Below are 23,408 nucleotides of genomic sequence, written 5' to 3'. Positions count from 1 at the left end.
GCCTTCTGTCCGAGCTCTTCGCCTGAGCCTTCTGTCCGGGCTCTTCGCTTGAGCTCTCTGTCCGAGCGGGCTCTTCGCCCGGCCCTCGTCAGGGCACAGGCGTCCGTCTCAGAGGCGGGACAGGGACGCCGTGGCGAAGAGCACGTCACGGATGACGTCGCGGTCGCCGATCTGGCCGACCGCGATCCGCTCCGGCTCGATGTGGCCCGCCGCCAACTGGCAGAACTCGACGCAGTCCATCGCCACATGGGCGACCATCTCCTCCGGCGACGCGACGGCGCCGGGCGAGTCCAGCGGCAGGTACCACTGGCCGCCGCCCTTGCCCTCGACTTCGAGCAGCAGCGAGCGGCCCGGCGTACCGGCCGTCACCAGATGCGTCGGCGAGGTGGTCAGACCGGCCCTGCGCCGGTCCGCCAGCGCCTCGGGCAGCAGCCGCGCGGCGAGGTCGATGATGCGGTTGAGATTGCGCGGCGCCGGGGGATCGTACGGATAGTCCACGGCCTCGGCGATGTCCGACGCGTGGATCCAGCACTCGAAGGCCCGGTCCAGGAAGGCGTCTTCCAGCGGCAGCGCGAACGAGCCGTAGTCGACGTCGAGCCCGCCCGCGCCGCCGCCCGCGAAGGAGACCGTACGCACCAGGCTGTGGCTCTGCTCACGCCACAGGGAGCGCACGGTCGCTCCGGGCAGCATGCTGTGCGTCGCCCAGTGCGCGGCGGTGCGCTCGACCGGGGTGAGCGGGAAGTCGCCCATAGTGCGGGCGTTGCGCAGCCGGGCGCGGGAGGCGATGCCCATTCCGATGCCCAGGCCCAGGCCGCCGAGCCCGGAACGCGGCGGGTCCGCCGACGGGTCGCCGCCGTCCGGCGGCAGCCCGAGCGACCTGGCGATCAGGCTGTCCACGGCGGTGAGATGACCGATGACCTGCGCGACCGTGAACTCCGTCGACCGCTGCTCGCCGTCGTGCCACTTCAGCTCGACCGGTGCCTTCCAGTAGCCGTCGCCGAGGTCGCGCAGCAGCGCGTCCAGCCGGGCGGCCTCCGCGTCGAACGGTCCGGCCCACTCGGGCACCGGGATACGCGCCGGCCGACGGCCGAGGCAGCCTTCCAACACCCGTGCCCGCAGCAGCGGATCGAGGTCGAGCGAATCCTCCTGGTGCAGCAGACCCACCGCGTCCCGCAGTCGCAGCGCCTCATCCGCACAGGTGGCGCAGTCCGTCAGATGCACTTCGACCGCCAGCGCCTCGTCCTGCGAGCACACCGACAACGCCCACGCGCCGAGCAGCGACTTGAGGGTGCGGTGGTCGTAGTGCGGCAGTTGGGGCATCGGCTGGTGCGACTCCGCGGGCGGCTGCCGGTGCGCGGTCTCCCGCGTCTCGGGCTGCTCGCGCTGGTACGGGACGCGCGGCTCGCCGTCGTCCCCGCCGTGCGGGCCGTCGCCGTTGTGGAACGCGGGACCGCTCATCGTCGCCCTCGCTGTCCCCGGGGATCCAGCGGGTGGTCGTCGCCCTGCTCGCCCGGTTCCATGGCCGTGGACAGCAGTTGCAGCCCGAGCCGGAGCCGACGGCGCGCCTCGTCCTCGCTCACCCCGAGCCCGGCCGCCGCGGTGCGGTAGTCGACCCTTTCCCGGTAGGCCAGTTCGAGGGCGGCGCGCAGCGGGGCGGGCATCGAGGTGACGATGAAGTCGGCGCGGGCCGCCGTGTTGGCCTCGCGTACCCGGGCCTCCACCTCGTCCGGCGTGGAACGGCCCCGGTTCGACTGCTGTCGCAGCCGGTGCACGGCCTGCCGCTGGGTGAGTGTCGCGATCCACGACCGCAGCGAGCCGTGCTTCGGGTCGTAGGCGTCCGGATTTTCCCAGATGTAGCCGAACACCTCGCGGGTGATGAGGTCGGCCGCGTCGTCGTCGTTCATCACGCGATAGGCCAGGCCGTGCACAAGTGAGGCGTACCGGTCGTACAGCTCGCCGAGTGCGGCTTCCTCACCGCGCGCCAGCCGCTGCTGCATCTTGCGGTCCCAGCGCGGTGGTGCGGGTGTCGCCATCTGCCGCCCCCTTGCCTCGTCGCCTGCCCTGTCGCCCCTTGCCCGGCCACCGACCGTAGCCGAGTGTGTTCAGCGTGCCCGAATGCGCTCAGGTCGAATGTAACGGGCACCTCCTGCGACGTGCGTCGCTTTGCACCAACCTGCTGCTGACTGTGATCGATTTTGGCGGTCTGTTATCCGGGTGCGACCGGAACATTGCAGAGTTACGACGGAGAACGGGCATAGGGTCATGGTGATGATGTTCCTGAAGTCGACGGCGAGGCGAGGTGGGAACCGGTGCTGGTGACCCAGGCCGAGCGAGACGGCTGGGTGGTGGTGACGGTCGCGGGTGAGATGGACCTGATCTCGTCTCCCGCGGTCCGGCAGAAGGTTCACGACGCGGTCGCCGCAGGGCGGCGCCGGGTGGTACTCGACCTCGTTGACGTGCGCTTCTGCGATTCCAGCGGAGTCGGTGTCCTGATCGGTGCCCGGCGGCTGATGCGCTCCTGTGCGGGCCGCCTGCGCATCGTGCTGCCCGAGGACGTTCCCACGGTGACGGCGCCCACCGAGGGCTACGGCGGCGGCGCGCACGTCAACCGGGTGCTGGCCGCCCTCGGCGTACGACGGCTCTTCGAGGTCTATCCGGATCTGGAAGCCGCGACGGACGACACCGCCAGGCCCCTCTCGGCCTGAACCGGCCTCTGCCGGCGGCCCCTTTCGGCCAATCTCGCTCGACTTCGCTCGCCTTCACCATTCCTCTCCTTTCCCCTTTCCTTCCCGTCCGTCTTCACTCGTGCGGGGACTCCCGCACCGCGTACGCGCCCAATGACGGCTCCAGTCGCGTGAACGCCTCCCGCGCAATCCGTCCCAGCGCGTCGAACAACTCCCTTTCGGTCGTGCCCTGTCGCACCCGGCGCTGCGCCTCACCGAACAACAGCCTCAGCACCGTGCTGAGTTGGGCGGCGGCATGCCGCGGCTCGAAGGCGTCCGGCTCGTCGCCCACGGCCTCGGCGAGCGTGACGGACAGTGCCTGCTCCTGGTGGTCGTACATCTCGCGGAGGCGGGCGCGCAGCACCGGACTCTCGTCGATCAGCCGCGTGAATCCGGGCTGGGTCCAGCCGAGCAGCGCGTCGTGCCGCTCGACCGCTTCGAGGTAGTCCCGGCGCACCGCGTCCAGTGCGGACTCGCCGACGGGGCGGCCGGCGAAGGCGCGGGCGGGGCCGGTGATCACCTCTTCGTGCATGTCGAAGAACAGGTCCTCCTTGCGCGGGAAGTAGTTCGTGACGGTCATCTTCGAGACCCCGGCCGCCTCGGCGACGTCGGCGATCGTCGTCCCCTCGAAGCCCCGCTCGACGAAGAGGGCGGTGGCGGCGTGGGTGATGGTCTGCCGGGTCTGTTGCTTCTTGAACTCGCGGAGCTGGGCCATGGTTCCCACTTTAGTAGGTCGGACCTAAAAAAAGTCTTGACGGGTTGAGTGGGTCCATCCTAAGTTTAGGTCCAACACAAGAAATAGAGGAAGAGGAGACCGTGATGACACTCCGACTGATGGCCGTCCACGCCCACCCCGACGACGAGTCCAGCAAGGGCGCCGCCACGCTCGCGCACTACGCGGCCCATGGGGTCGATGTTCTGGTCGTGACCTGCACGGGCGGGGAGCGCGGTGACGTGCTCAACCCGCTGCTGGACACACCGGAGGTCAGGGCCCGGCTGCCGGAGGTGCGACGACGGGAGATGGCCGCCGCGGCGGCCGTCCTCGGGGTGCGCCAACGGTTCCTCGGTTTCTCCGACTCGGGACTGCCCGGGCAGGGCGAGGCGCTGCCGGAGGGCTGCTTCGCCCGCGAGGATCCGCTGGTCGCGGCCGAGCGGCTGGTCGCGGTGGTCCGGGAGTTCCGGCCCCATGTCCTCGTCACCTACGACGAATCCGGCGGCTATCCGCATCCGGACCATGTCCAGACCCATCGCGTCGCCGCCGAGGCGTTCGACGCGGCGGGGGACTCGGCACGCTTCCCGCTGGCGGGTCCGGTCTGGCAACCGCTGAAGCTGTACTACCAAGTGGCCTTCTCGCGCGCCTGGTTCGAGACCCTGCACCACGGCATGACGGCCCGAGGGCTCTCCTCCTCGATGGGCCAGGTGCTGGACGAATGGCCCGACTGGGCGGTCGAGCTGCACCCGACGACCCGGATCCGCTGCGAGGACCACTTCGCCACCCGCGACCGCGCCTTTCGCGCGCACGCCAGCCAGGCTGCTCCGGACAACCCCTTCTTCTCCCACCCTCGGGACCTCGAACGGGCCCTGTGGCCCACCGAGGACTACGTTCTCGCCCGCTCCTACATCCCGGCCAAGCTTCCGGAGACCGATCTCTTCGCCGGAATCAAGGAGTGACGGGCGGTGCGGGGAGGAGGGAGCGCGGGACGCGCGCCGCCGGTCGGGGCCTGGCCGGCCGGTCCGCTCAGTTCGGCCGCTCGTGAGTGTCGGCGAAGCGCTCGCGGAGCTTGAACTTGAGGACCTTGCGCAGGGTCTCGTTGCGGGGCAGGGCGTCCACGATCTCCAGTTGCTCGGGGAGTTTGTGGACGGCGAGCCCCGAGCGGCGCAGGTGGTCGGTAATGGTGGCCAGGGTGAGGGGATCGGCGCCCGGCGGCTGTTCGACCACGGCGCAGACGCGTTCACCACGGTCGGGATCCGGCAGGCCGATGACGGCGACATCGCCCACCGCCGGGTGCTGGTAGAGGAGTTCCTCGATCTCCTTGGCGGAGATGTTCTCGCCCTTGCGGATGATGACGTCCTTCAGGCGCCCGGTCAGGACGAGATGACCGGTCTCGGTGAGGCGGCCGAGGTCACCGGTGTGGAAGTAGCCCTGGGTGTCGAAGGCTTCGGCGGTCAAGGCGGGATCGGTGTAGCCGAGGCACACGGCCTCACCGCGCAGCAGCACCTCGCCGTCGTCGGCGATCCGGATCTCCATCGCGGCGGGCGGGCGGCCCTCGGTGGTGGCCCTTTGGTCGACGGTGTCACGGGGGGAGCCCATGGTGATCATCGGTGCCTCGGTCATGCCGTAACCGTGGGCGAGATCGCAGCCGAGTTCCCGGACGATCTCGTGGTAGAGCTCCGGCGGCTTGGGGGCGCCGCCTCCGGAGAGCAACCGCAGGGTGGGGATGAGTGTGCGGCCGGGCCGCTTGCGCTGCTCGGTGAGGAAGAGCGAGTAGAAGGCGGTGGAGCCGCCGGCCATGGTGACGCCGTGGGACCGGTAGGCGTCCAGAGAGGCGGGGAGGGCGAACTGTTCGAGGAGCAGGGCCGGAAAGCCGTACAGCAGCAGCATCACCAGATAGTCGGGTCCACCGATGTGAGCGAAGGGGAAGGCGATGGAACCGATGTCCTCGGGCCGCATCTCCAGTGCGTGGGCGAGACAGGAACCGCCCGCGATCAGACCGCGGTCGCAGTGCAGCACACCCTTGGGGTCCGAGGTGGTGCCCGAGGTCCAGTAGATCCAGCGGACGGTGGTTCCGTCGGACGGCGGCGGGGGCAGGGTGCCGGGATCGCCTTCGGGAAGGGAGTCGTAGGCGACCAGGACGGACGGGCGGTCGGCGAGATCGAGGCGGTCTGCCATGGCGGTGTAGTCGAAGCCGCGCCAGGTGCCGGGTACGGCGAAGAACTCGGCCCGTGTGCGGCTGAGGGCGTAACCGACCTCGCGGTCGCGGTAGATGGGGATGACCGGGATCTGCACCGCCCCGAGCCGGGCCAGGGCCAGGGAGAGGACGACGGTCTCGACGCGGGTGGGCAGTTGCCAGGCGAAGCGGCTGCCGGGCCGCACCCCGAGTCCGTACAGGCCGGCGGCCACGCGCAGCGCCCGTGCGCGCAGTTCGCCGAAGGTGACGCGGCGGTCCTCGGTGTCGAACAGGACGGGGGCGTCGGGGCTGAGGGCGGCGCGGCGGTCCAGTAGCTCCCACAGGGTCCGGGAGTCGCTGAGTGTCGCGATGGTCGGATCCATGCCGATCGCCTCCCCGCACCGTAGCTGACGAAGCGTCAGATTTCTCAGAAGGGTAAGTCGCCGCCGCTTGTCGGTCCAGAGGTGGGTCGATACGGTAGATCTGACGGTCCATCAGATCAGATGCCTCGTCAGATCGGCGATCGGAAGCGTCATCCGGATGCAGTGAGGGAGTGGCCGATGGAACTGCCCAGGATCATCAGCGTCGACGACCATGTCATCGAGCCCGCGCATCTCTTCTCGACCTGGCTGCCGGAGAAGGTCCGCGAGCGGGGACCGCAGCCGCTGACGGCGGGGATCGGCGAACTGGCCTACATCGGTGGGAAGTACCGGTTCACCACCGATCCCGAGGGTCAGCTCACCGACTGGTGGCAGTACGAGGGCGAGTTCTTCCCGTACAAGCGGATCATCGCGGCGGTGGGGTTCTCGCGGGACGAGATGACGCTCGACGGGATCACCAGGGAGCAGATGCGGCGCGGGTGCTGGGACCCGGTCGAGCGGCTGAAGGACATGGACCTCAATCACGTCGAGGCATCCCTCTGCTTCCCCACCTTCCCCCGGTTTTGCGGGCAGACGTTCGCGGAGGCGCACGACAAGGAGGTGGCTCTGGCGTGTGTGCGGGCCTACAACGACTGGATGGTGGAGGAGTGGTGCGGTGACAGCGGGGGCCGGCTGATCCCGTTGTGCCTGATCCCTTTGTGGGACGTGGAGTTGGCGGTGGCGGAGATCCGCCGGAACGCCGCGCGGGGGGTGCGGGCGGTCACCTTCAGCGAGATCCCGACGTATCTGGGGCTGCCGTCGATCCACTCCGGGTACTGGGACCCGTTCTTCGCTGCCTGCGAGGAGACCGGCACGGTGGTGAACATGCACATCGGGTCGTCGTCGCAGATGCCCGCCGCGTCACCGGACGCGCCTCCGGCGGTGCAGGCGAGTCTGAGCTTCAACAACGCGATGGCGTCGATGATGGACTTCCTCTTCTCCGGGGTGCTGGTGAAGTTCCCGCGCCTGACGCTGGCCTACAGCGAGGGCCAGATGGGGTGGGTGCCCTACGCGCTGGAGCGGGCCGACGACGTGTGGCGCGAGCACCGGGCCTGGGGCGGGGTCAAGGACCTGATACCGGAGCCGCCGTCCACGTACTACCGCAGGCAGATCTACTGCTGCTTCTTCCGCGACATGCACGGGGTCGCCTCGCTGGACACCATCGGTGAGGACAACGCGATGTTCGAGACCGACTACCCGCACGTCGACTCAACCTGGCCCCACACCAAGCAGGTCGCCGCCGACCACATGGCGGGGCTGTCCGACGAGGTCACGTACAAGCTGCTGCGCGGCAACGCCATCCGGATGCTGGGCCTCGACCTTGACCGGTGAGGCAGTTGGCGAAGCCGCCGGCGGTGCCGGGATCGCCCACGGCCTGGTGGTCGCCGTCACCGGGGCCGCGCGCGGGATCGGCAGGGAGCACGCGCTGGCCTTCGCCGCCGAGGGCGCCCGGGTCGTCGTCAACGACGTGGAGTCGGCCGCCGAGGTGGTGGCCGAGATCCGGGCGGCGGGCGGTGAGGCGGTCGCGCACGAGCGGTCGGTCGGTGAGTGGGCGGGCGCGCGGTCGCTGGTGGACGCGGCGGTGGAGCACTGGGGCCGGCTGGACGTGCTGGTCAACAACGCGGGGGTGCTGCGGGACCGAATGCTGGTCTCGATGACGGAGGAGGAGTGGGACACGGTCGTACAGGTCCATCTCAAGGGGCACTTCGCGACGTTGCGGCACGCGGCGGCGCACTGGCGGGAGCGGAGCAAGGCGGGTGAGGAAGTGAACGCGAGCGTGATCAACACGACCTCGGGCGCGGGGCTGCTCGGCAGCGTCGGCCAGGCCAACTACGCCGCAGCCAAAGCCGCGATCACCGCGCTCACCCAGGTCGCGGCGGTGGAGCTGGCGCGCTACGGCGTCACCGTCAACGCCATCGCGCCCGCCGCCAGGACGCGGATGACCGAGCAGGCGATGCCGGACCTGGTCGCCCGGCCCGCCACCGGCTTCGACGTCTACCACCCGGCCAACGTCTCCCCGCTGGTCGTCTGGCTCGCGGGACCCGAGGCACGCGAGGTCACCGGGCGGGTCTTCGAGGTCGAGGGCGGCGGCGTATCGGTCGCCGACGGCTGGCGGCACGGCCCTCGGACCGACGTGGGACGCCGTTGGCGGCCGGTCGAGCTCGGTCCCGTGGTCGGCGCGTTGCTCGCCGAGGCGACCCCGCCGGAACCCGTCTACGGAACGGGGTGAGCGGACCGTGGACCTCGCATACACCGACGAGGAAGAGGAGTTCCGCGCCCGACTGCGCGCCTGGCTCGGCAAAGCGCTGCCCACCCTGCCTCCACCGCCCGACCCCCGTGACTGGCCGGGACGGCGCGCGTACGACACGGGCTGGCAGCGGCTGCTGTACGACGCCGGATACGCGGGACTGCACTGGCCCGAGGACGCCGGGGGCCGCGGCGCCACCCCCACCCAGCACCTGATCTACCTGGAGGAGACCGAGCGGGCCGGAGCGCCGTACGTAGGCGCGAATTTCGTCGGGCTGCTGCACGCCGGGCCCACCATCGCGGCCGAGGGCACCGAGCGGCAGCGCCGCCGCTGGCTGCCGCCGATCCTGCGGGGCGAGGAGGTGTGGTGCCAGGGGTTCAGCGAGCCGGACGCCGGTTCCGACCTCGCGTCCCTGCGCACCCGCGCGGTCCGCGACGGCGACGCGTACGTCGTCACCGGCTCCAAGATCTGGACCTCGCACGCCGAGGTCGCCGACTGGTGCGAGCTGTTGGTGCGCACCACCCCGCGCGCCGACGGCACGCCCAAGCACCACGGCATCAGCTGGCTGGCGATGCCGATGGACGCGCCGGGAGTACGGGTACGGCCGCTGCGGACACTCGCCGGATCGACGGAATTCGCGGAGATGTTCCTGGACGAGGTCCGGGTGCCGGTCGGCAACCGATTGGGGGCGCAGAACGACGGCTGGCGGGTCACCATGGTGACGTTGTCCTTCGAGCGCGGCACGGCGTTCGTCGGCGAAGTCGTCGCCTGTCGCCGCACCCTCGGCGAGGTCGCCCGCGCGGCCCGCGCCAACGGCACATGGGACGACCCCGCCGTCCGCCGCGCGCTCGGCCGGCTCGCCGCCGAATTCTCCGTCCTGTGGCGCCTCACCCAGTGGAACGTCAGCGCCTCCCAGCACGCTCTGCGCACCGGCGGCAGCGCCGTCCCCGGCACCGGCGCCTCCGTCTTCAAGCTCCGCTACTCGCAGGCGAGGCAACTCCTCTACGACACCGCCGCCACCGTCCTCGGCCCCCTCGCCCCCGACGCCGACCACCCGTGGACGGCCGAACGCCTCAGCTCGCTGTCCTACACGATCGCCGCGGGCACCTCGCAGATCCAGCGCAACATCGTCGCCGAACGCGTCCTCGGCCTGCCCAAGGAGCCGAGAGGGTTACCGGAGAGGAGCGCACCGCCATGGACTTCCGGCTGACCGACGACCAGCGCGCCCTGGTCGGCGCGTTGCGGGACCTGCTGGCCGCCCGCTTCGACCGGACCGCCCTGCGCGCCGCCGTGGACGCGGCCGAGGCGGAAGGCGGTACCGCCATCCCGCCACGGGACATCTGGCGAGCCCTCGCCGAGACCGGCTTCTTCGGGCTGCGCCTGCCCGAGGCGGACGGCGGCGTCGGGCTCGGGCTGCCGGAGGCCGCGCTGCTCTTCGAGGAGGCGGGCGGCGCGCTGGTGCCCGGCCCGCTGACCGCCACCCACCTCGCGGCGGGAGTGGTACCGGGGGCCGCGACCGGCGAGGCCGTGGTCACCCTGCTCGACGCGAGGGGAGCGGGCCCGCACTCCGTCGCCCACCTCGACGCGGCAGACGCCGTCCTCGTCCTCACCGACACCGGCACCGGCACCGGCACTGGCACCGATACGTCTGAGGCCGAGGCCGCAGTCACGGTCGCCGAGGCGTCCGCCGTACGGCGGCGCGCCGAGCCGCTGCGGTCGGTGGACCCGCTGACCCCGCTGCATCTGCTCACCATGGCGGACATATCGGAAATAACGGTGAGCAGGACAGTGCCCGTGCGAGCCGTCGCGTTACGGCGTGAGGCGGCCGTGCTGGAGGCCGCGCAACGGGTGGGGAGCGCGGGGCGGATGGTGCGTATGGCAGTGCAACACGCCCGGGAGCGCGAGCAGTTCGGACGTCCGATCGGCTCCTTCCAGGCGGTCAAGCACCTCTGCGCCGAGATGCTGGTCCGCGCCGAACTGGCCCGTACCGCGCTCTACGCGGCGGCCGTCACCGCCGACCCGTACGAGACCGCCGCCGCGCGCCTGCTCGCCGACGAGGCGGCGACCCGTAACGCACGCGACTGCCTGCAGGTCTTCGGCGGCATGGGCTTCACCTGGGAGGCGGATGTGCAGCTGCACATCAAGCGCTCCTGGATACCCTCCGTGTGCGGCCAGGAGTCAGCGGCTGACGAGGACATGCTCGCCGAATGGCTGCTGTGATGACGCTGCGCACACACCGTGGCCGTTCGCTGACCCTCCGATTATGGAGTGTCCGCACGGTGTTGTGTCCGATGCGTGACTTGCCACGCAGTGGAGTCGGCGAACACCTCGGGTACGCTCCATCGGGTGCGTGTTGGTTCCAGGCTGCCCAGAGGCGCCGTCCGGCTGAATCGGACGGGCGTCACGGCTGGGCGTTCGAATCCCCGTCGGAAGTGCCGCACAGTATGCAGCACACGTACTCCGTTGCGCTGGAATATGCCCGAAGCGCTTGTTGGCGTGACTGTAGGTCAATCATGCTGTGTTGTGCCGGGGTCACGCACGGTGATCTCGGGCAGAAGCGAGGCGTTGTGTCCGCCGGTTCGGATGGTGTGAGCGGTGCAGGTGCTTCAGGTGCAGCTTGAGGTCGGTGTGGACCCCGCGGAGGTGGGACGGGCGCGTCGCTGGGCGCGGTCCCGGCTCGTGGGTTCGGGTATAGGAGCCGACGAGCCGGTCGCGGAGACGCTGATCCTGCTCATCTCCGAACTGGTGACGAACGCGGTGGTGCACACCGGCTGCCCTGCCGTCCTGCGGATGCTGTTCCCCTCGGCGCCCGCCTCTCCGGTGCGGGTCGAGGTGTCCGACAGCAGCGAGGCCCCGCCCGCCCCCCGGCACGCGCACCGCGACGAGACCGGCGGTCGCGGCCTGGAGCTGGTCGACGGCCTCGCCGACCGCTGGGGCTGGCAGCCGGAAGGCGCGGGCAAGCAGATCTGGTGCGAGGTCGACCGCCGTCAGGCCACGGTCCTCACCTAGGACGCGGGGGCGTCGGACCGCACGCCCCGCCGTACAGCCACCGCACCGCGCGCCCGACTCGTAGGACCAGCACCAGCACCCCCGCCTGCCCCGTGCCATCCCAGGGGCCAGGACCAGGGCCAGGGCCACCGCACCGCTCACAGCACCGCCACCGGAGCCACCGGCGCGCCCGTCCCGCCCACGAAGGGCTCCGGCGTGGCATCGAGCCAGAACGCGTAACGCCCCTCCTCGGCGCAGACCGCCGAGAGGCCCTCCAGATTCCAGTTCTGGCCCTGGAGCATGCCCATCTCGACCAGGTCGAGCCCGTGCACCGCCAGCCACAGATTCTCGACCTCCGGCGGGAAGATCTCGAAGGTCAGCGTGTCGTTGGCGACCGCCGCCACGTCCCGCGCGTGGAACCACTCCGGTGTGCGGATCGACAGGCCGGGCGACGGATACGCGTACGCCTCCTTGTCGCCGCCGAGATACGCCCGCATCTGGCCGGTCCGCACCAGCACCACATCCCCGGCCCGTACCGCCGTGCCCGCCAACTCCTCCGCCGCGCAGAGGTCTTCCGGGGTCACGGCGTGGTCGCCGGGCAGCCGGTCGACGCCGAGCGCGCGCGCCACGTCCAGCAGCACGCCGCGCGACACCACGGAGGTCACCTTCTCGATGCCGCTGAAGGCGGCGCCCGCGTGCGCGGTCACCGAGTCGGCCCGGCGCCCGTTGTAGATCAGGCCCGAGTGCGAGACGTGGGGGAGGCCGTCCCAGTGCGTCCCGGCCTGAAGGCCGAGGGTCACCACGTCGTCGCTGGTCGCGATGGTGCCGGGCCCGAAGATCTCCTGGTTGAGCGCGACCATCGTGCGCAGCGGATTGACCCGGCCGGGGATCAGCCCGGTCTGTACGCCGTCCTGCCGCAGCGGCAGCGCGAGCGGCACGCGGCGGCCACCGCGTACGGTCGCGGCGGCGGCGCGCACCACCTCGTCGGTGATCAGGTTGAGGGTGCCGATCTCGTCGTCGGCGCCCCAGCGGCCCCAGTTGTTGACCCGGCGGGCGATGTCGAGGAACGCGTCGGGGAGGGCCACCGGAATCTCCAGATCGTGTGAGGGGTCGCGTACGCGGTCGTGTACGGGTCTTGTGCTGGACGGGGTCCGCACTCGTAATATCTAACGACCCGTCAAATCTAACGGTCCGTCAGAAACGATGAGAAGGGGCGGGACGTGGGCAACTTCTTGGCCGGAAAAGTCGTGGCCGTCACCGGCGCCGGGCGCGGCATCGGACGCGCGGTCGCCATCGCCTGCGCCGCGCAGGGATCGAAAGTCGTCGTCAACGACTACGGCGTCGCCATGGACGGCGCGGGCCAACCGGCAGGCGAGGTCGCCGAGTCGGTGGTGAAGGAGATCGAGGCGGCGGGCGGCGAGGCGGTCGCCGTGGCCGACGACGTGTCCACGATGGCGGCGGGCGAAAGGATCGTGTCGGCCGCGACGGACCGCTGGGGACGGCTCGACGGCGTCGTCTGCGTCGCCGGCATCCTGCGCGAACGCATGCTCTTCAACATGGCGGAGGACGAGTGGGACCCCGTCATCGCCACCCACCTCAAGGGCACCTTCACCGTCTTCAGGGCCGCCAGCGCGGTCATGCGCCGCCAGGGCCACGGCACGCTGATCGGCTTCACCAGCGGCAACCACCAGGGCAGCGTCTCGCAGGCCAACTACTCCGCCGCCAAGGGCGGCATCATCTCGCTCGTCCGCAGCGCCGCCCTCGGCCTGAACAAATACGGCGTCACCGCCAACTGCGTGGCCCCCGTGGCCCGTACCCGGATGTCCGCGGGCGTGCCCATGGAGCTGAAGGAGATCGGTGAGCCGGAGGACGTCGCCGCGCTCGTCGTCTACCTGCTCTCCGACCGCGCCGCCGACACCACCGGGCAGGTCTACACGGTCGCAGGCCCCAAGATCGCGCTGTGGGCGCAGCCCAGGGAGATACGTTCCGCCTGGTCGCAGGACGGGCCCTGGACGCCGGAACGGCTGGCCGACGTCATCCCGGCCACCATCGGCACCGACCCCATGCCCATGCTGGAACAGCTCGACGCCATGCGCAGGGCCGCCGCGGCCAAGGACCGCCCCAACGCCTAGGGAGCGCCATGGACTTCACCTTCGGACCCGAGGTCGACGCCTTCCGCGCGGAGGCCCGCCAGTGGCTCGCTGCCAACGCCCCCGCCGACACCCCGGCCGCCACCGACATGCGCGCCGCGCCCGACCGCCGGGCCTGGGAACGTACCCTCGGCGCGGCGGGCTGGATCGGCCTCGGCTGGTCCGGAACGTACGGCGGCAACCGGCGCGCGACACTCGCCCAACAGGTCGCGTGGGGCGAGGAGTACGCCCGCGCGGGCGCCCCCGTACGCACAGGGCACATCGGCGAAAAGCTGCTCGCGCCCACCCTGGAGGCGCACGGCACCCCCGAGCAGTGCGAGCGCTTCCTGCCGCCGATCGCGCGCGGCGAGGAACTGTGGTGCCAGGGGTACAGCGAGCCGGGCGCGGGCTCCGACCTGGCGGGCGTGCGGACGGCGGCCGTACGCGATCCGGCGGACGGCTCGTACCGGGTGTCGGGGCAGAAGATCTGGACGTCACTGGCGCGTGACGCCGACTGGTGCTTTCTGCTCGCGCGCACCGAGCCCGGCTCGCGCCGCCATCACGGCCTGAGCTTCCTGCTGCTGCCGATGGACCAGCCGGGGATCGACGTGCGCCCGATCCGGCAGATGTCCGGCGCGGCCGACTTCAACGAGGTGTTCTTCGACGGCGCCCGCGCCGTCGGGGTCGTCGGCGCGGAAGGCGGCGGCTGGCAGGTCGCCATGGCGCTCCTCGGCCACGAGCGCGGCGTGTCCACACTGGTCCAGCAGATCGGCTTCGGGCGGGAGTTGGCGGAGGTCACGGAGGCGGCGCGGCGCACAGGGGCCGACACCGATCCGATGATCAGGCAGCGGCTGATACGGCTGTGGGCGGAGTTGCGGACGATGCGCTGGAACGCGCTGCGCACCCTCGGCACCGCCGACCTCGCCGCGCCCAGCGCTGCCAAACTCCTCTGGTCGGCCTGGCACCAGCGGCTCGGCGAGCTGGCGATGACCGTACGCGGCCCGTCTGCCGCCACCGGCCCGCGCGACTGGACACCGGCCGCGCCGTACGAACTCGACGCCGCCCAGCACCTGTTCCTCTTCTCCCGCGCGGACACCATCTACGGCGGCTCGGACGAGGTGCAGCGCACGATCATCGCGGAGCGGGCGCTGGGGCTGCCGAGGGAGCCGAAAGGGTGAGCGCGTCCGAGGAGGAAGAGGCCATCAGGGTGAGCGCGTCTCCCCAGCACGCCCAGCACGCCCAGCACGCCCCGCACGCCCAGCACGCCCCGCACGCCCAGCACGCCCCGCACCCCCAGCACACCCCGCGCCCGCCGCACGGCCCTGGGCGCGAGCCGCCCTACGAGCCCGCGCACGGCCTCCTGCGCGGCCGTACGGTCCTGGTCACGGCCGCCGCGGGCAGCGGCATCGGCTTCGCGACCGCGCGGCGCTGCGCCGAGGAGGGCGCGGTCGTGGCGATCAGCGACCGGCACGAGCGGCGGCTGGCCGAGGCGGCCGCGGAGTTGGAGAAGCTGACCGGCCAGGCGCCGCTGGCCGTGCCGTGCGACGTGACCGTCGAGGACGATGTGCGGCGGCTCTTCGCGGCCGTCACCGAGCGGTTCGGCGGCCTGGACGTCCTGGTCAACAACGCGGGCCTCGGCGGCACCGCCGCGCTCGTCGACATGACGGACGCGCAGTGGTCGACCGTCCTCGACGTCACCTTGAACGGCACCTTCCGCTGCACCCGCGCCGCCCTGCGCCACATGCGGGAACGCGGCACAGGGGTGATCGTCAACAACGCGTCCGTGCTGGGCTGGCGCGCCCAGGCCGGACAGGCGCACTACGCGGCGGCCAAGGCGGGCGTGATGGCGCTGACCAGGTGCGCGGCCGTGGAGGCGGCCGAGTTCGGCGTACGGGTCAACGCGGTCGCGCCGTCGCTGGCGATGCACGCCAACCTCGCGAAGGTCACCAGTGACGAATTGCTGGCGGAACTGACCGCGCGCGAGGCGTTCGGGCGGGCCGCGCGGCCCTGGGAGGTCGCCAACGCGATCGTCTTCCTGGCCAGCGGCTACAGCTCCTATCTGACGGGCGAGGTGGTCTCCGTCTCGTCCCAACACCCTTGACACCCTTGAGGGGGCGCACATGAGCGGGCATGGCGGCACGGTAGGCAGCACTAATGGTGACGCGCACGCGGACGGCACCAAGGGGGGCGCCGCGCTGGACGGCACTTATGGTGACCTCCGGGGACGTGTGCGGGGCGTGGTCTTCGACGGCAAGCAGGCGCAGGTCGTGGACGACCTGGAGGTCCGCGCGCCGGGGCCCGGTGAGGTGCGGGTACGGATCGCGGCGGCCGGGCTGTGCCACAGCGACCTGTCGGTGATCGACGGGACGATCCCGTTCCCGGTGCCGGTCGTGCTCGGCCACGAGGGCGCGGGAGTGGTCGAGGCGGTCGGCGCGGGGGTGACCCACGTGGTGGTCGGCGACCATGTGTCGCTCTCGACGCTCGCCAACTGCGGGACGTGCCCCGAGTGCGACCGTGGCCGCCCCACCATGTGCCGTCAGGCCATCGGCCGCCTGGGAAAGCCCTTCAGGCGGCAGGGGAAGCCGCTCTTCAACTTCGCCTCGAATTCCGCCTTCGCGGAGCTGACCGTGGTCAAGGCCGTCCAGGCGGTGAAAATCGCACCGGAGATCCCGCTCACCTCGGCCGCCCTGATCGGCTGCGGCGTGCTGACCGGCGTCGGCGCCGTCCTGAACCGGGCGCGCGTCGGCCTCGGTGAGAGCGTCGTCGTCATCGGCACCGGCGGCATCGGCCTCAACGTCCTCCAGGGCGCGCGGATCGCGGGCGCCTCCCGCATCGTCGCCGTCGACAACAACCCGGCCAAGGAAGCGCCGGCCCGGCGGTTCGGCGCCACGGACTTCGTCGCCGACGCCGCTTCCGTACGCGACCTGCTGCCGCACGGCGCCGACCACGTCTTCGAGTGCGTGGGCCGCACCGCCCTGATCCGGCAGGCGATCGACCTGCTCGACCGGCACGGCCAGGCGCTGCTGCTCGGAGTGCCGCCCGCCGACGCCGAGGCGTCGTTCCGCGTCTCCTCGATGTTCCTGGACAAGGCGATCCTCGGCTGCCGATACGGTTCCTCGCGCCCGCAGCGCGACATCGCGCTCTACGCCGACCTCTACCGGCAGGGGCGGCTGCTGCTGGACGAACTCGTCACAGAGACCTACCCGGTGGAGGACTTCGCCAAGGCGGTGGACGACGCCGCGCACGGGCGGGTGGCGCGCGGCGTGCTCACCTTCTGAGCCCTCTCTCCCGGCCGCCCGAGTCCTACGGGCCCTCCGCGCCTTCCGGACCCTCGGGGCCTACCGTCCGGCCGCGCTGTGGAACGTGCGGCGGTACGCCGTCGGTGACACCCCGAGCGCGGCCTGGAGGTGCTGACGCATCGACGCCGACGTGCCGAAACCCGCCTGCCCGGCGATCTGGTCGACCCCGAGATCGGTGGACTCCAGCAGGTGGCGGGCGTGTTCGACGCGCTGCTGCGTCAGCCACTGTCCGGGGCTCATCCCCACCTCCTCGCGGAACCGCCGGGTGAAGGTGCGTACGCTCATCGACTCGCGCTCGGCGAGCTGCCGCAGTGTGAGCGGCGCGTGCAGCCGGTCCAGCGCCCAGGAGCGCGCCCGCTCCGTACTGGCCAACTGCGGCTCCGGCAGCGGCCTGCGGATGTACTGCGCCTGGCCGCCCTCCCGGTGCGGCGGGACGACGGTGCGACGCGCGACCCCGTTCGCCACCGCCGTACCGAAGTCGCGGCGCACGATGTGCAGGCACAAGTCGATGCCCGCGGCGACCCCGGCCGAGGTCAGGACGTCGCCGTCGTCCACGTAGAGGACGTCGGGGTCCACCTTGACCTGCGGGAAGAGCCGCTGAAAGTGGTCCGCGCTGCTCCAGTGGGTGGTCGCGGGGCGGCCGTCGAGCAGGCCCGCGGCGGCGAGCAGGAAGGAGCCGGTGCAGATCGAGACCGTACGCGTGCCGGTCCGCATCCGGCGGAAGGCGGCGGCCAGCGCGGGCGTCAGCACCCCCTCGGTGTAGACGGTCCCCAACTCGTGCGAGGCGGGCACGACCACCGTGTCCGCCTCGGCCAGCGCTTCGAGCCCGTGCTCGACGACGACGCTGAAATCGGCGTCGGTACGGACGCTGCCGGGGGCGACGCTGCACGTCACGACCTCGTACAGCTTCCTGCCGTCCTCGACGCCCTGGGCGGCGCCGAAGATCCGCAGCGGGATGCCCAGTTCGAACGGGATCACGCCGTCGAGCGCGAAGACGGCGACCTTGTGCCGGTCGGGGTGCTGGAAAACGGCCATGGCCCGATCCTTTCACATCATGGCCATCGGGCCACTCGTCCGGTGGTACCGATCTCCGGAGACTGTTCGAGTGACGCAGACATCGCACTCCGCCGGTCAGGTCCCTGACACCGTGACCGCCGCACCAGGGCCGGCCGCCACGCCTGGCGAGGCCGCCGCGCCCGGTGTCGTGCCGGGTGCCGTACCCGGTGTCATGCCCGGTGTCGGTGTCGCGCCTGGTGCCGTATCCGGCGTCGCTCCTGACCTCGGTCCCCGCCCCGGCACCCGCGTACGACCGCACCGCGCCTGGGCCGTCGCCGTCGTCACCTTCGTGACCCTCGTCGGCGCCGCCGCCTTCGCCTCGCTCCCCGGACTGCTGATCGACCCGCTGCACACCGAATTCGGCTGGTCGCGCGGCATGATCGGCTTCGCGGTCTCGGTGAACCTCGCGCTGTACGGGCTCACCGCGCCCTTCGCCGCCGCGCTGATGGACCGCTTCGGCATCCGGCGCGTGGTGGCGTGCGCGCTGGTGACCATCGCGCTCGGCGCGGGACTGACCGTCTACATGACGCAGGTGTGGCAACTCGTGCTGTGCTGGGGCGTGCTCGTCGGCCTCGGCAGCGGCTCGATGGCACTGGCCTTCGCCGCCACCGTCACCAACCGGTGGTTCGTCGCCCGCCGCGGCCTGGTCACCGGCATCCTCACCGCGGGCGGCGCGGCCGGACAACTGGTCTTCCTGCCCGTGCTGTCCTGGATCACCGAACACCACGGCTGGCGCCCGGCCGCCGCGGTGGTGGCCTGCGCCGCGCTCGCCGTCGTCCCCTTCGTCTGGTTCCTGCTGCGCGACCACCCCGCCGACGTGGGCCTCGCGGCCTACGGCGCCGCCGAGTTCACCCCCAAGCCCGCACCGGTCGCGGGCGCCGCGGGCCGGGCGCTGCGGGCCCTGCGCGACGCGGCGCGTACCGGACCGTTCTGGCTGCTCGCGGGCACCTTCGCGATCTGCGGCGCGTCCACCAACGGCCTGGTCAAGACCCACTTCGTGCCCGCCGCCCACGACCACGGCATGCCCGTCACCGCCGCCGCCTCCCTGCTGGCCGTGATCGGCGTCTTCGACATCGCGGGCACGGTGGCCTCCGGCTGGTTCACCGACCGCGTATCACCGCGCCGCCTGCTCGCGATCTACTACGGCCTGCGCGGACTCTCCCTGATGTTCCTCCCCATCCTGCTCGCGGACAGCGTCCATCCGCCGATGGTGCTGTTCATCGTCTTCTACGGCCTCGACTGGGTCGCCACGGTCCCGCCGACCATCGCCCTGTGCCGCGAGCACTACGGCGAGAACAGTGCGATCGTCTTCGGCTGGGTCCTCGCCTCCCACCAGATCGGCGCCGCCCTCGTCGCCTATCTGGGAGGTGTCGCGCGTGACGCGTTCGGCTCGTACGACGTCGTCTGGTACTCCTCCGGTGCCCTGTGCGCGGTGGCCGCGCTGATGTCCCTCGTCATCCGCCGCCGACCGGTCGCCGCGGTACCGGCGTTGGCGGTTACGGGGTGAACGGGCCGAAAGGAGCGAAAGTTCCGAATCCGCCCCGGTAGAACAGCAAAGGTCCGGAAGGATCCTCGGGGCCGGCCGGGGCGTCCGGGCCGTTGGCGCCGTCCGTCGCGCCCAGCGCGACCACCCGGCCCACCACTACGAGGTGGTCGCCCCCGGTGTGCACCGCGTGGATCGCGCAGTCGATCCACGCGGACGCGCCGCCGATCCGGGGCGACCCCGAAACGGGCGCGGGCGTCCAGTCCACGCCCGCGAACTTGTCCGAGCCACTCACCGCGAACTGCCTGCACAGCGGGGCCTGCCCCGCCGTCAGTACGTTGGCGCAGAAAACGCCCGCACGGGCGATGCGCGGCCAGGTCGTTGACGCACGCCCGACCATGAACGCCACCAGTGGCGGATCCAGCGACAGCGACACGAACGACTGGCAGGCGAAGCCGGCCGGCCCGTCGGGGCAGGCCGCCGTCACCAGTGTCACGCCGGTCGCGAAACGGCCGAGCACCCCGCGGAATTCACCCTGGTCCACCGGTGCCCGCTCGTCCGGGCCCACCGCCCGCAGCGCGGCGCGCGCCCCGGCCAGTGGTGCGGCGCCCGGCAGCGCCGTGGGCGCCGTCGCCGGACCTCCGGCGCCCGGCGCCGCGGCCGTCGCCGCCCCGACCGACCTCAGGTACCGCACGGCGGTCTCCGCCATTCCCGCGTGTCCCATCACCCCTCCATTGAATCTGACGGACCGTCAGATAGGAAGGGTGAGGTGAGGTCGGGGTGAGGTCGGGGTGAGGTCGATCGGCGGGAACCGGGTTTCTCGGCGGGGGCGTGCTCGTCGGCCGGTGGCCGGTGGCCGGTGGCCGGTGGCGGGTGGCGGGTGGCGAGTGGCGGACGGCGGGAATCGGGTCACCGGCCCCGGAAGTGCGGCTGCCGCCGCTCGGTGAAGCTGCGGACGCCCTCCAGCGCGTCGGCGGTGGTCATGACGATCTCCTGCGCCGCCGCCTCGGCGGCGAACGCGGTGGTGCGGTCGGTGTCGAGGGAGGCGTTGACGAGCTGTTTGGCCAGCGCCGTCGCGCGCGTGGGCCCGGCGGCCAGGCGGTCCGCCCAGGCGCGCGCGGTCTTGTCCAACTCGGCGGCCGGTACGACGCGGTTGACCAGTCCGAGGCGTTCCGCCTCGGCGGCCGGCAGCGCGTCGCCGAAGAAGAGCAGTTCCTTCGCGCGCTGCGGGCCGATCAGCCGCGGCAGCAGATACGCGCCCCCGCCGTCGGGGGCCAGGCCGCGGCGGACGAACACCTCGATGAACGTGGCCCGTTCCGAGGCGAGGACGAGGTCGCAGGCGAGGGCGAGGTGGGCGCCGATCCCGGCGGCGGTGCCGTTGACCGCCGCGACGACCGGCTTCTCGCAGTCGAGCACGGCCGCGATCAGCCGCTGCGCGCCGCGCCTGATCGTCCGCGCCACATCGCCCGGCACCCGCTCGGCCGGTGCGCTCGCGCCTCCGCTCAGATCCGCGCCCGCGCAGAACGCCCGGCCGGTCGCGGTCAGTACGACGGCCCGCACGTCCGGTTCCGCCGAGGCCGCTTCGAGCAGGCCGATCAGGCGTTCGCGCTGGTCCCAGGTCAGGGCGTTCATGGCGTGCGGGCGGTCGAGCGTGATCCACGAGACCCCGTTGTCAGTGGCGTGACGTACAACTGACTCAGCGGAATCGTCCGGTGACTCAGCGGAGTCGGCGGCGGTGTTGTCGGAGTCGGTGGAGGGGGAGTCGGCCATGGGAATCCTCGGTCGGAGCGGGAAGAGCGGGCACGGGGTATGCGGGCACGGGGCACGCGGGCACGGGGTGTTCGAGTGCTGGGCATGGGGGCGCGCGGCGTCCGGGAGCGGGTCGTGTCGGCGTGCGCCCTTCCGGCGCGGACCGTTCCGGCACGGAGCGGTGAGGGGTGAATCGTCGGCGTACGGGTCGGCGCGGTCAGTAGCAGACGGCCAGTGCGTCGAGCGCGACCGCGCCCTGCCCGCGCGGCAGCACCATCAGCGGGTTGATGTCGAGTTCGGCGAGCGAGTCGCCCAGTTCCATCGCCATCCGCTGCACGCGCATGACCACGTCGACGAGCGCGTCGGTATCGGCGGGCGGCGCCCCCCTGACCCCGTCGAGGATCCTGCGGCCCCGCAGGTCGTCCAGCATGCCGCGCGCGGTGTCCGGCCCGAAGGGCGGTACGCGTACGGCGGTGTCGGCGAGGACCTCGACCAGGATTCCGCCGAGTCCCACGGTGACGGTCGGACCGAAGAGCGGGTCGGGCGAGATGCCGACCACCATCTCCACTCCGCGCTCGACGAGTTGGCAGACCAGGATGCCGTCCAGGTCGATGTCGGCGGCGCGGGCGGTGTCGGTGAGTTCGCGGTAGGCGTCCCTGACCTGGCTGGCCGAGGTGAGGCCGAGCCTGACCAGGCCCAGCTCCGTCTTGTGCCCGAGCTGCGCCGCGGAAGCCTTCATCACCACCGGGTAGCCGACCAGGCCCGCGGCCCGGACGGCGCCCGCCGCGCTGGTCACCAACTGCTCGCGCGGCACCCGGATCCCGTACGCCCGCAGCAGTTGCTTGGCCGCGTGCTCGCTGAGCTGGTGGCCCTCGCGCAGCAGGCCGCGCGCCTTGCGCGCCGAGGACGACGGTGTGCGCGGCGCTTCGTCGAAGGGCGAGCGGTAGGCGGCGGTGAAGCGGTGGTGGTCGAGGTAGGACTTCACGGCGGTGACGCAGTTGCCGAAGGTGCGGAAGGTCGCCAGCCGGGAGGAGCCGAGCAGGGTGGTGCGGTAGGCGTCCTCGGTGCCGACCGGGGAGCCCCACACCACGCAGATCAGCTTGTCCGTCTCCTCGGCCGCGTCCGCCAGGTCGCGGGCCAGCTTGTCGCTCATCGGCGGGAAGGGGCCGGTGATGGGACAGATCAGTACGCCGACGGCCGGATCGGCCAGGATCGCGTCGATGATCTTCCGGCCGCGCCAGTCGCCCACCGGGTGGCCGCCGTTGTCGACCGGGTTGGCGACGTTCAGGTAGTCCGGGATCCACTGGTGGAGTTCGGTGCGCTTGGCCTCCGACAGCGCGGGCAGCCGCAGCCCGGCCGAGGTGGCCAGGTCGGCGAAGTGCGCGCCGGTGCCGCCGGATATGGAGTAGACGACGACCCCGTCCGCGGCGGGCGGCCGGGCGCGGGCCAGCAGGGCCGCGGTGTCCTGGAGTTCGTCGAGCCCGTCGACGCGGATCACGCCGAACTGCCGCAGGGCGGCGTCGATCACGGAATCGGTCCCGGTGAGCTTGCCGGTGTGCGAGGCGGCGGTCCTGGCCCCGGCGTCGGTACGGCCCACCTTGACCATCACCACCGGCACCTTGCGCCGGGCGGCGCGGTCGGCGGCGAGGCAGAAGGACCTGCCGTCCTTGAGCCCTTCCACATATGCCGCGATGGCGCCGACCTCGGGCTGCCCGGCGAAGTAGGAGATGAAGTCGGCGGTCTCCAGGTCCGCTTCGTTGCCGGTGGGCGCCCAGTGGCTGAGCCGGATGCCGAGTTGCTGGAGGGAGTGCAGGGGGCGGCCTTGGTGGCCGGACTGGGTGATCAGCGCGATGGCGGGTCCCGTGAGGTCCTCGCGGAACTCCTCGAAGGCGTTGAGGTTGGTGTTCGGTCCGAGCAGCCGCAGGCCGGAGCGGGCGACGACCTCGGCCAGCCGGGTCTGGGCCGCCGCGCCCTCGGCGCCGGTCTCGGCGAAGCCGGAGGCGAAGGCCACGGCGAAGGAGACCTTCGCCTCGCCCAGTTGCTCGATCACCGGCAGCGGGTCGGCGACCAGCAGCACCGCCAGGTCCACGTCCTCCGGGAGATCGGCCACCGAGGCGTGGCAGGGCAGGCCGAAGACGGTCTCCCGGCCGGGGTTGACCGGCAGCAACTGGGCGCCGACCCGCTGCGACCAGGTCAGGAGCTGTCGCGTGATGCCGGTGTTGGGCCGCCCCTCGGTGTCGGACGCGCCGACCACCGCCACCGTCCGTGGCCGGAAGAACCTGTCGAGGTCGGGTACGGGGGCGTGCAGCGGACGGCCGCCGACATCGGTGTCCGACCCGCCGCGCGCGACGGGCCCCGGGCCGGGACTGCGGGTGCTGAACGTGGATCCGAGCATCGGTCTCGCCCCCTCCTGCTGCTGGGTCTAC

The 23,408-nt window shown here is 71.9% G+C and carries 21 protein-coding genes; 12 read left to right on the top strand and 9 right to left on the bottom strand.

All coding sequences use genetic code 11. The features are described 5' to 3' along the window. Positions 1-108 precede the first annotated feature (108 nt). Entirely contained in the window at positions 109-1,458 is a 1,350-nt protein-coding gene (locus tag ACIO6U_RS07700) for a maleylpyruvate isomerase N-terminal domain-containing protein (protein WP_355337552.1), read from the bottom strand. Next, positions 1,455-2,033, bottom strand: a complete 579-nt coding sequence (locus tag ACIO6U_RS07695; protein ID WP_401716481.1) for a sigma-70 family RNA polymerase sigma factor — start codon at positions 2,031-2,033, stop codon at positions 1,455-1,457. Before ACIO6U_RS07695 ends, ACIO6U_RS07700 begins: the two co-directional genes overlap by 4 nt. A 282-nt stretch (positions 2,034-2,315) precedes the next feature. On the opposite strand from ACIO6U_RS07695, the gene ACIO6U_RS07690 reads away from it, so the two are divergent. Further along, complete coding sequence (locus ACIO6U_RS07690; protein ID WP_391043574.1) at positions 2,316-2,705, top strand: anti-sigma factor antagonist; 390 nt, start codon at positions 2,316-2,318, stop codon at positions 2,703-2,705. Positions 2,706-2,799: 94 nt separating this feature from the next. Here ACIO6U_RS07690 and ACIO6U_RS07685 read toward each other — a convergent pair whose 3' ends face one another. Further along, positions 2,800-3,438: a TetR family transcriptional regulator gene (locus ACIO6U_RS07685; protein WP_391043161.1), complete on the bottom strand. Its 639-nt coding sequence runs from the start codon at positions 3,436-3,438 to the stop codon at positions 2,800-2,802. Between the two features lie 104 nt (positions 3,439-3,542). Between ACIO6U_RS07685 and mca the strand changes: the two genes are divergently transcribed. Next, entirely contained in the window at positions 3,543-4,394 is an 852-nt protein-coding gene (gene mca / locus ACIO6U_RS07680) for a mycothiol conjugate amidase Mca (protein ID WP_355337561.1), read from the top strand. A 67-nt stretch (positions 4,395-4,461) separates the two neighbouring features. Here mca and ACIO6U_RS07675 read toward each other — a convergent pair whose 3' ends face one another. After that, positions 4,462-5,994, bottom strand: a complete 1,533-nt coding sequence (locus ACIO6U_RS07675) for a class I adenylate-forming enzyme family protein (RefSeq protein WP_401716478.1) — start codon at positions 5,992-5,994, stop codon at positions 4,462-4,464. A gap of 177 nt (positions 5,995-6,171) precedes the next feature. Between ACIO6U_RS07675 and ACIO6U_RS07670 the strand changes: the two genes are divergently transcribed. The 5 genes from ACIO6U_RS07670 to ACIO6U_RS07650 all read left to right on the top strand — a co-directional run bounded on the left by ACIO6U_RS07670 (position 6,172) and on the right by ACIO6U_RS07650 (position 11,287). Then, positions 6,172-7,362 (top strand): amidohydrolase family protein, encoded by a 1,191-nt coding sequence (locus ACIO6U_RS07670; protein WP_401716475.1) that lies wholly within the window; start codon positions 6,172-6,174, stop codon positions 7,360-7,362. Next, positions 7,352-8,260, top strand: coding sequence for an SDR family oxidoreductase (locus ACIO6U_RS07665; RefSeq protein ID WP_401716473.1), 909 nt, complete (start codon positions 7,352-7,354; stop codon positions 8,258-8,260). Before ACIO6U_RS07670 ends, ACIO6U_RS07665 begins: the two co-directional genes overlap by 11 nt. 7 nt (positions 8,261-8,267) lie before the next feature. After that, entirely contained in the window at positions 8,268-9,488 is a 1,221-nt protein-coding gene (locus tag ACIO6U_RS07660) for an acyl-CoA dehydrogenase family protein (protein ID WP_401716470.1), read from the top strand. Then, positions 9,473-10,498 carry an acyl-CoA dehydrogenase family protein gene (locus ACIO6U_RS07655; RefSeq protein WP_401716467.1) on the top strand — a complete coding sequence of 342 codons (1,026 nt, stop codon included), beginning with the start codon at positions 9,473-9,475 and terminating at the stop codon, positions 10,496-10,498. The genes ACIO6U_RS07660 and ACIO6U_RS07655 overlap by 16 nt, the downstream gene beginning before the upstream one ends. Positions 10,499-10,873: 375 nt before the next feature. Next, positions 10,874-11,287: an ATP-binding protein gene (locus ACIO6U_RS07650; RefSeq protein ID WP_355337579.1), complete on the top strand. Its 414-nt coding sequence runs from the start codon at positions 10,874-10,876 to the stop codon at positions 11,285-11,287. A 137-nt stretch (positions 11,288-11,424) separates the two neighbouring features. Here the strand turns inward: ACIO6U_RS07650 and ACIO6U_RS07645 are convergent, their stop codons facing one another. Next, on the bottom strand, positions 11,425-12,351 hold the full coding sequence (locus tag ACIO6U_RS07645; RefSeq protein ID WP_401716464.1) for a cyclase family protein: 927 nt from the start codon (positions 12,349-12,351) through the stop codon (positions 11,425-11,427). Positions 12,352-12,486: 135 nt separating this feature from the next. Between ACIO6U_RS07645 and ACIO6U_RS07640 the strand changes: the two genes are divergently transcribed. The 4 genes from ACIO6U_RS07640 to ACIO6U_RS07625 all read left to right on the top strand — a co-directional run bounded on the left by ACIO6U_RS07640 (position 12,487) and on the right by ACIO6U_RS07625 (position 16,673). Next, positions 12,487-13,398, top strand: a complete 912-nt coding sequence (locus tag ACIO6U_RS07640; RefSeq protein WP_401310651.1) for an SDR family oxidoreductase — start codon at positions 12,487-12,489, stop codon at positions 13,396-13,398. Between the two features lie 8 nt (positions 13,399-13,406). Then, positions 13,407-14,573, top strand: coding sequence for an acyl-CoA dehydrogenase family protein (locus tag ACIO6U_RS07635; protein ID WP_401716461.1), 1,167 nt, complete (start codon positions 13,407-13,409; stop codon positions 14,571-14,573). Beyond that, the gene (locus ACIO6U_RS07630; RefSeq protein ID WP_401716458.1) at positions 14,570-15,496 is read left to right on the top strand and encodes an SDR family oxidoreductase; all 927 of its coding nucleotides are present in this window, start codon (positions 14,570-14,572) and stop codon (positions 15,494-15,496) included. Before ACIO6U_RS07635 ends, ACIO6U_RS07630 begins: the two co-directional genes overlap by 4 nt. 127 nt (positions 15,497-15,623) lie before the next feature. After that, on the top strand, positions 15,624-16,673 hold the full coding sequence (locus tag ACIO6U_RS07625) for a Zn-dependent alcohol dehydrogenase (RefSeq protein ID WP_401717147.1): 1,050 nt from the start codon (positions 15,624-15,626) through the stop codon (positions 16,671-16,673). A gap of 60 nt (positions 16,674-16,733) precedes the next feature. On the opposite strand, the gene ACIO6U_RS07620 is transcribed toward ACIO6U_RS07625, so the two are convergent. Next, positions 16,734-17,729, bottom strand: a complete 996-nt coding sequence (locus ACIO6U_RS07620) for a helix-turn-helix domain-containing protein (RefSeq protein WP_391162438.1) — start codon at positions 17,727-17,729, stop codon at positions 16,734-16,736. A gap of 193 nt (positions 17,730-17,922) precedes the next feature. Here ACIO6U_RS07620 and ACIO6U_RS07615 point away from each other — a divergent pair, with 193 nt between their 5' ends. Then, positions 17,923-19,257 carry an MFS transporter gene (locus ACIO6U_RS07615; protein WP_401717144.1) on the top strand — a complete coding sequence of 445 codons (1,335 nt, stop codon included), beginning with the start codon at positions 17,923-17,925 and terminating at the stop codon, positions 19,255-19,257. Here the strand turns inward: ACIO6U_RS07615 and ACIO6U_RS07610 are convergent. The 3 genes from ACIO6U_RS07610 to ACIO6U_RS07600 all read right to left on the bottom strand — a co-directional run bounded on the left by ACIO6U_RS07610 (position 19,247) and on the right by ACIO6U_RS07600 (position 23,377). Further along, positions 19,247-19,942: a flavin reductase family protein gene (locus tag ACIO6U_RS07610; RefSeq protein WP_401717141.1), complete on the bottom strand. Its 696-nt coding sequence runs from the start codon at positions 19,940-19,942 to the stop codon at positions 19,247-19,249. The genes ACIO6U_RS07615 and ACIO6U_RS07610 overlap by 11 nt on opposite strands. 200 nt (positions 19,943-20,142) lie before the next feature. After that, on the bottom strand, positions 20,143-21,003 hold the full coding sequence (locus ACIO6U_RS07605) for an enoyl-CoA hydratase/isomerase family protein (protein WP_401716455.1): 861 nt from the start codon (positions 21,001-21,003) through the stop codon (positions 20,143-20,145). Between the two features lie 196 nt (positions 21,004-21,199). Further along, the gene (locus ACIO6U_RS07600) at positions 21,200-23,377 is read right to left on the bottom strand and encodes an acetate--CoA ligase family protein (protein WP_401716453.1); all 2,178 of its coding nucleotides are present in this window, start codon (positions 23,375-23,377) and stop codon (positions 21,200-21,202) included. Positions 23,378-23,408 lie beyond the last annotated feature (31 nt).

Origin of the sequence: Streptomyces sp. NPDC087422 (assembly GCF_044744145.1) — a bacterium.
Classification (GTDB): domain Bacteria; phylum Actinomycetota; class Actinomycetes; order Streptomycetales; family Streptomycetaceae; genus Actinacidiphila.
This window is presented reverse-complemented; position numbering and strand designations above follow the sequence as displayed.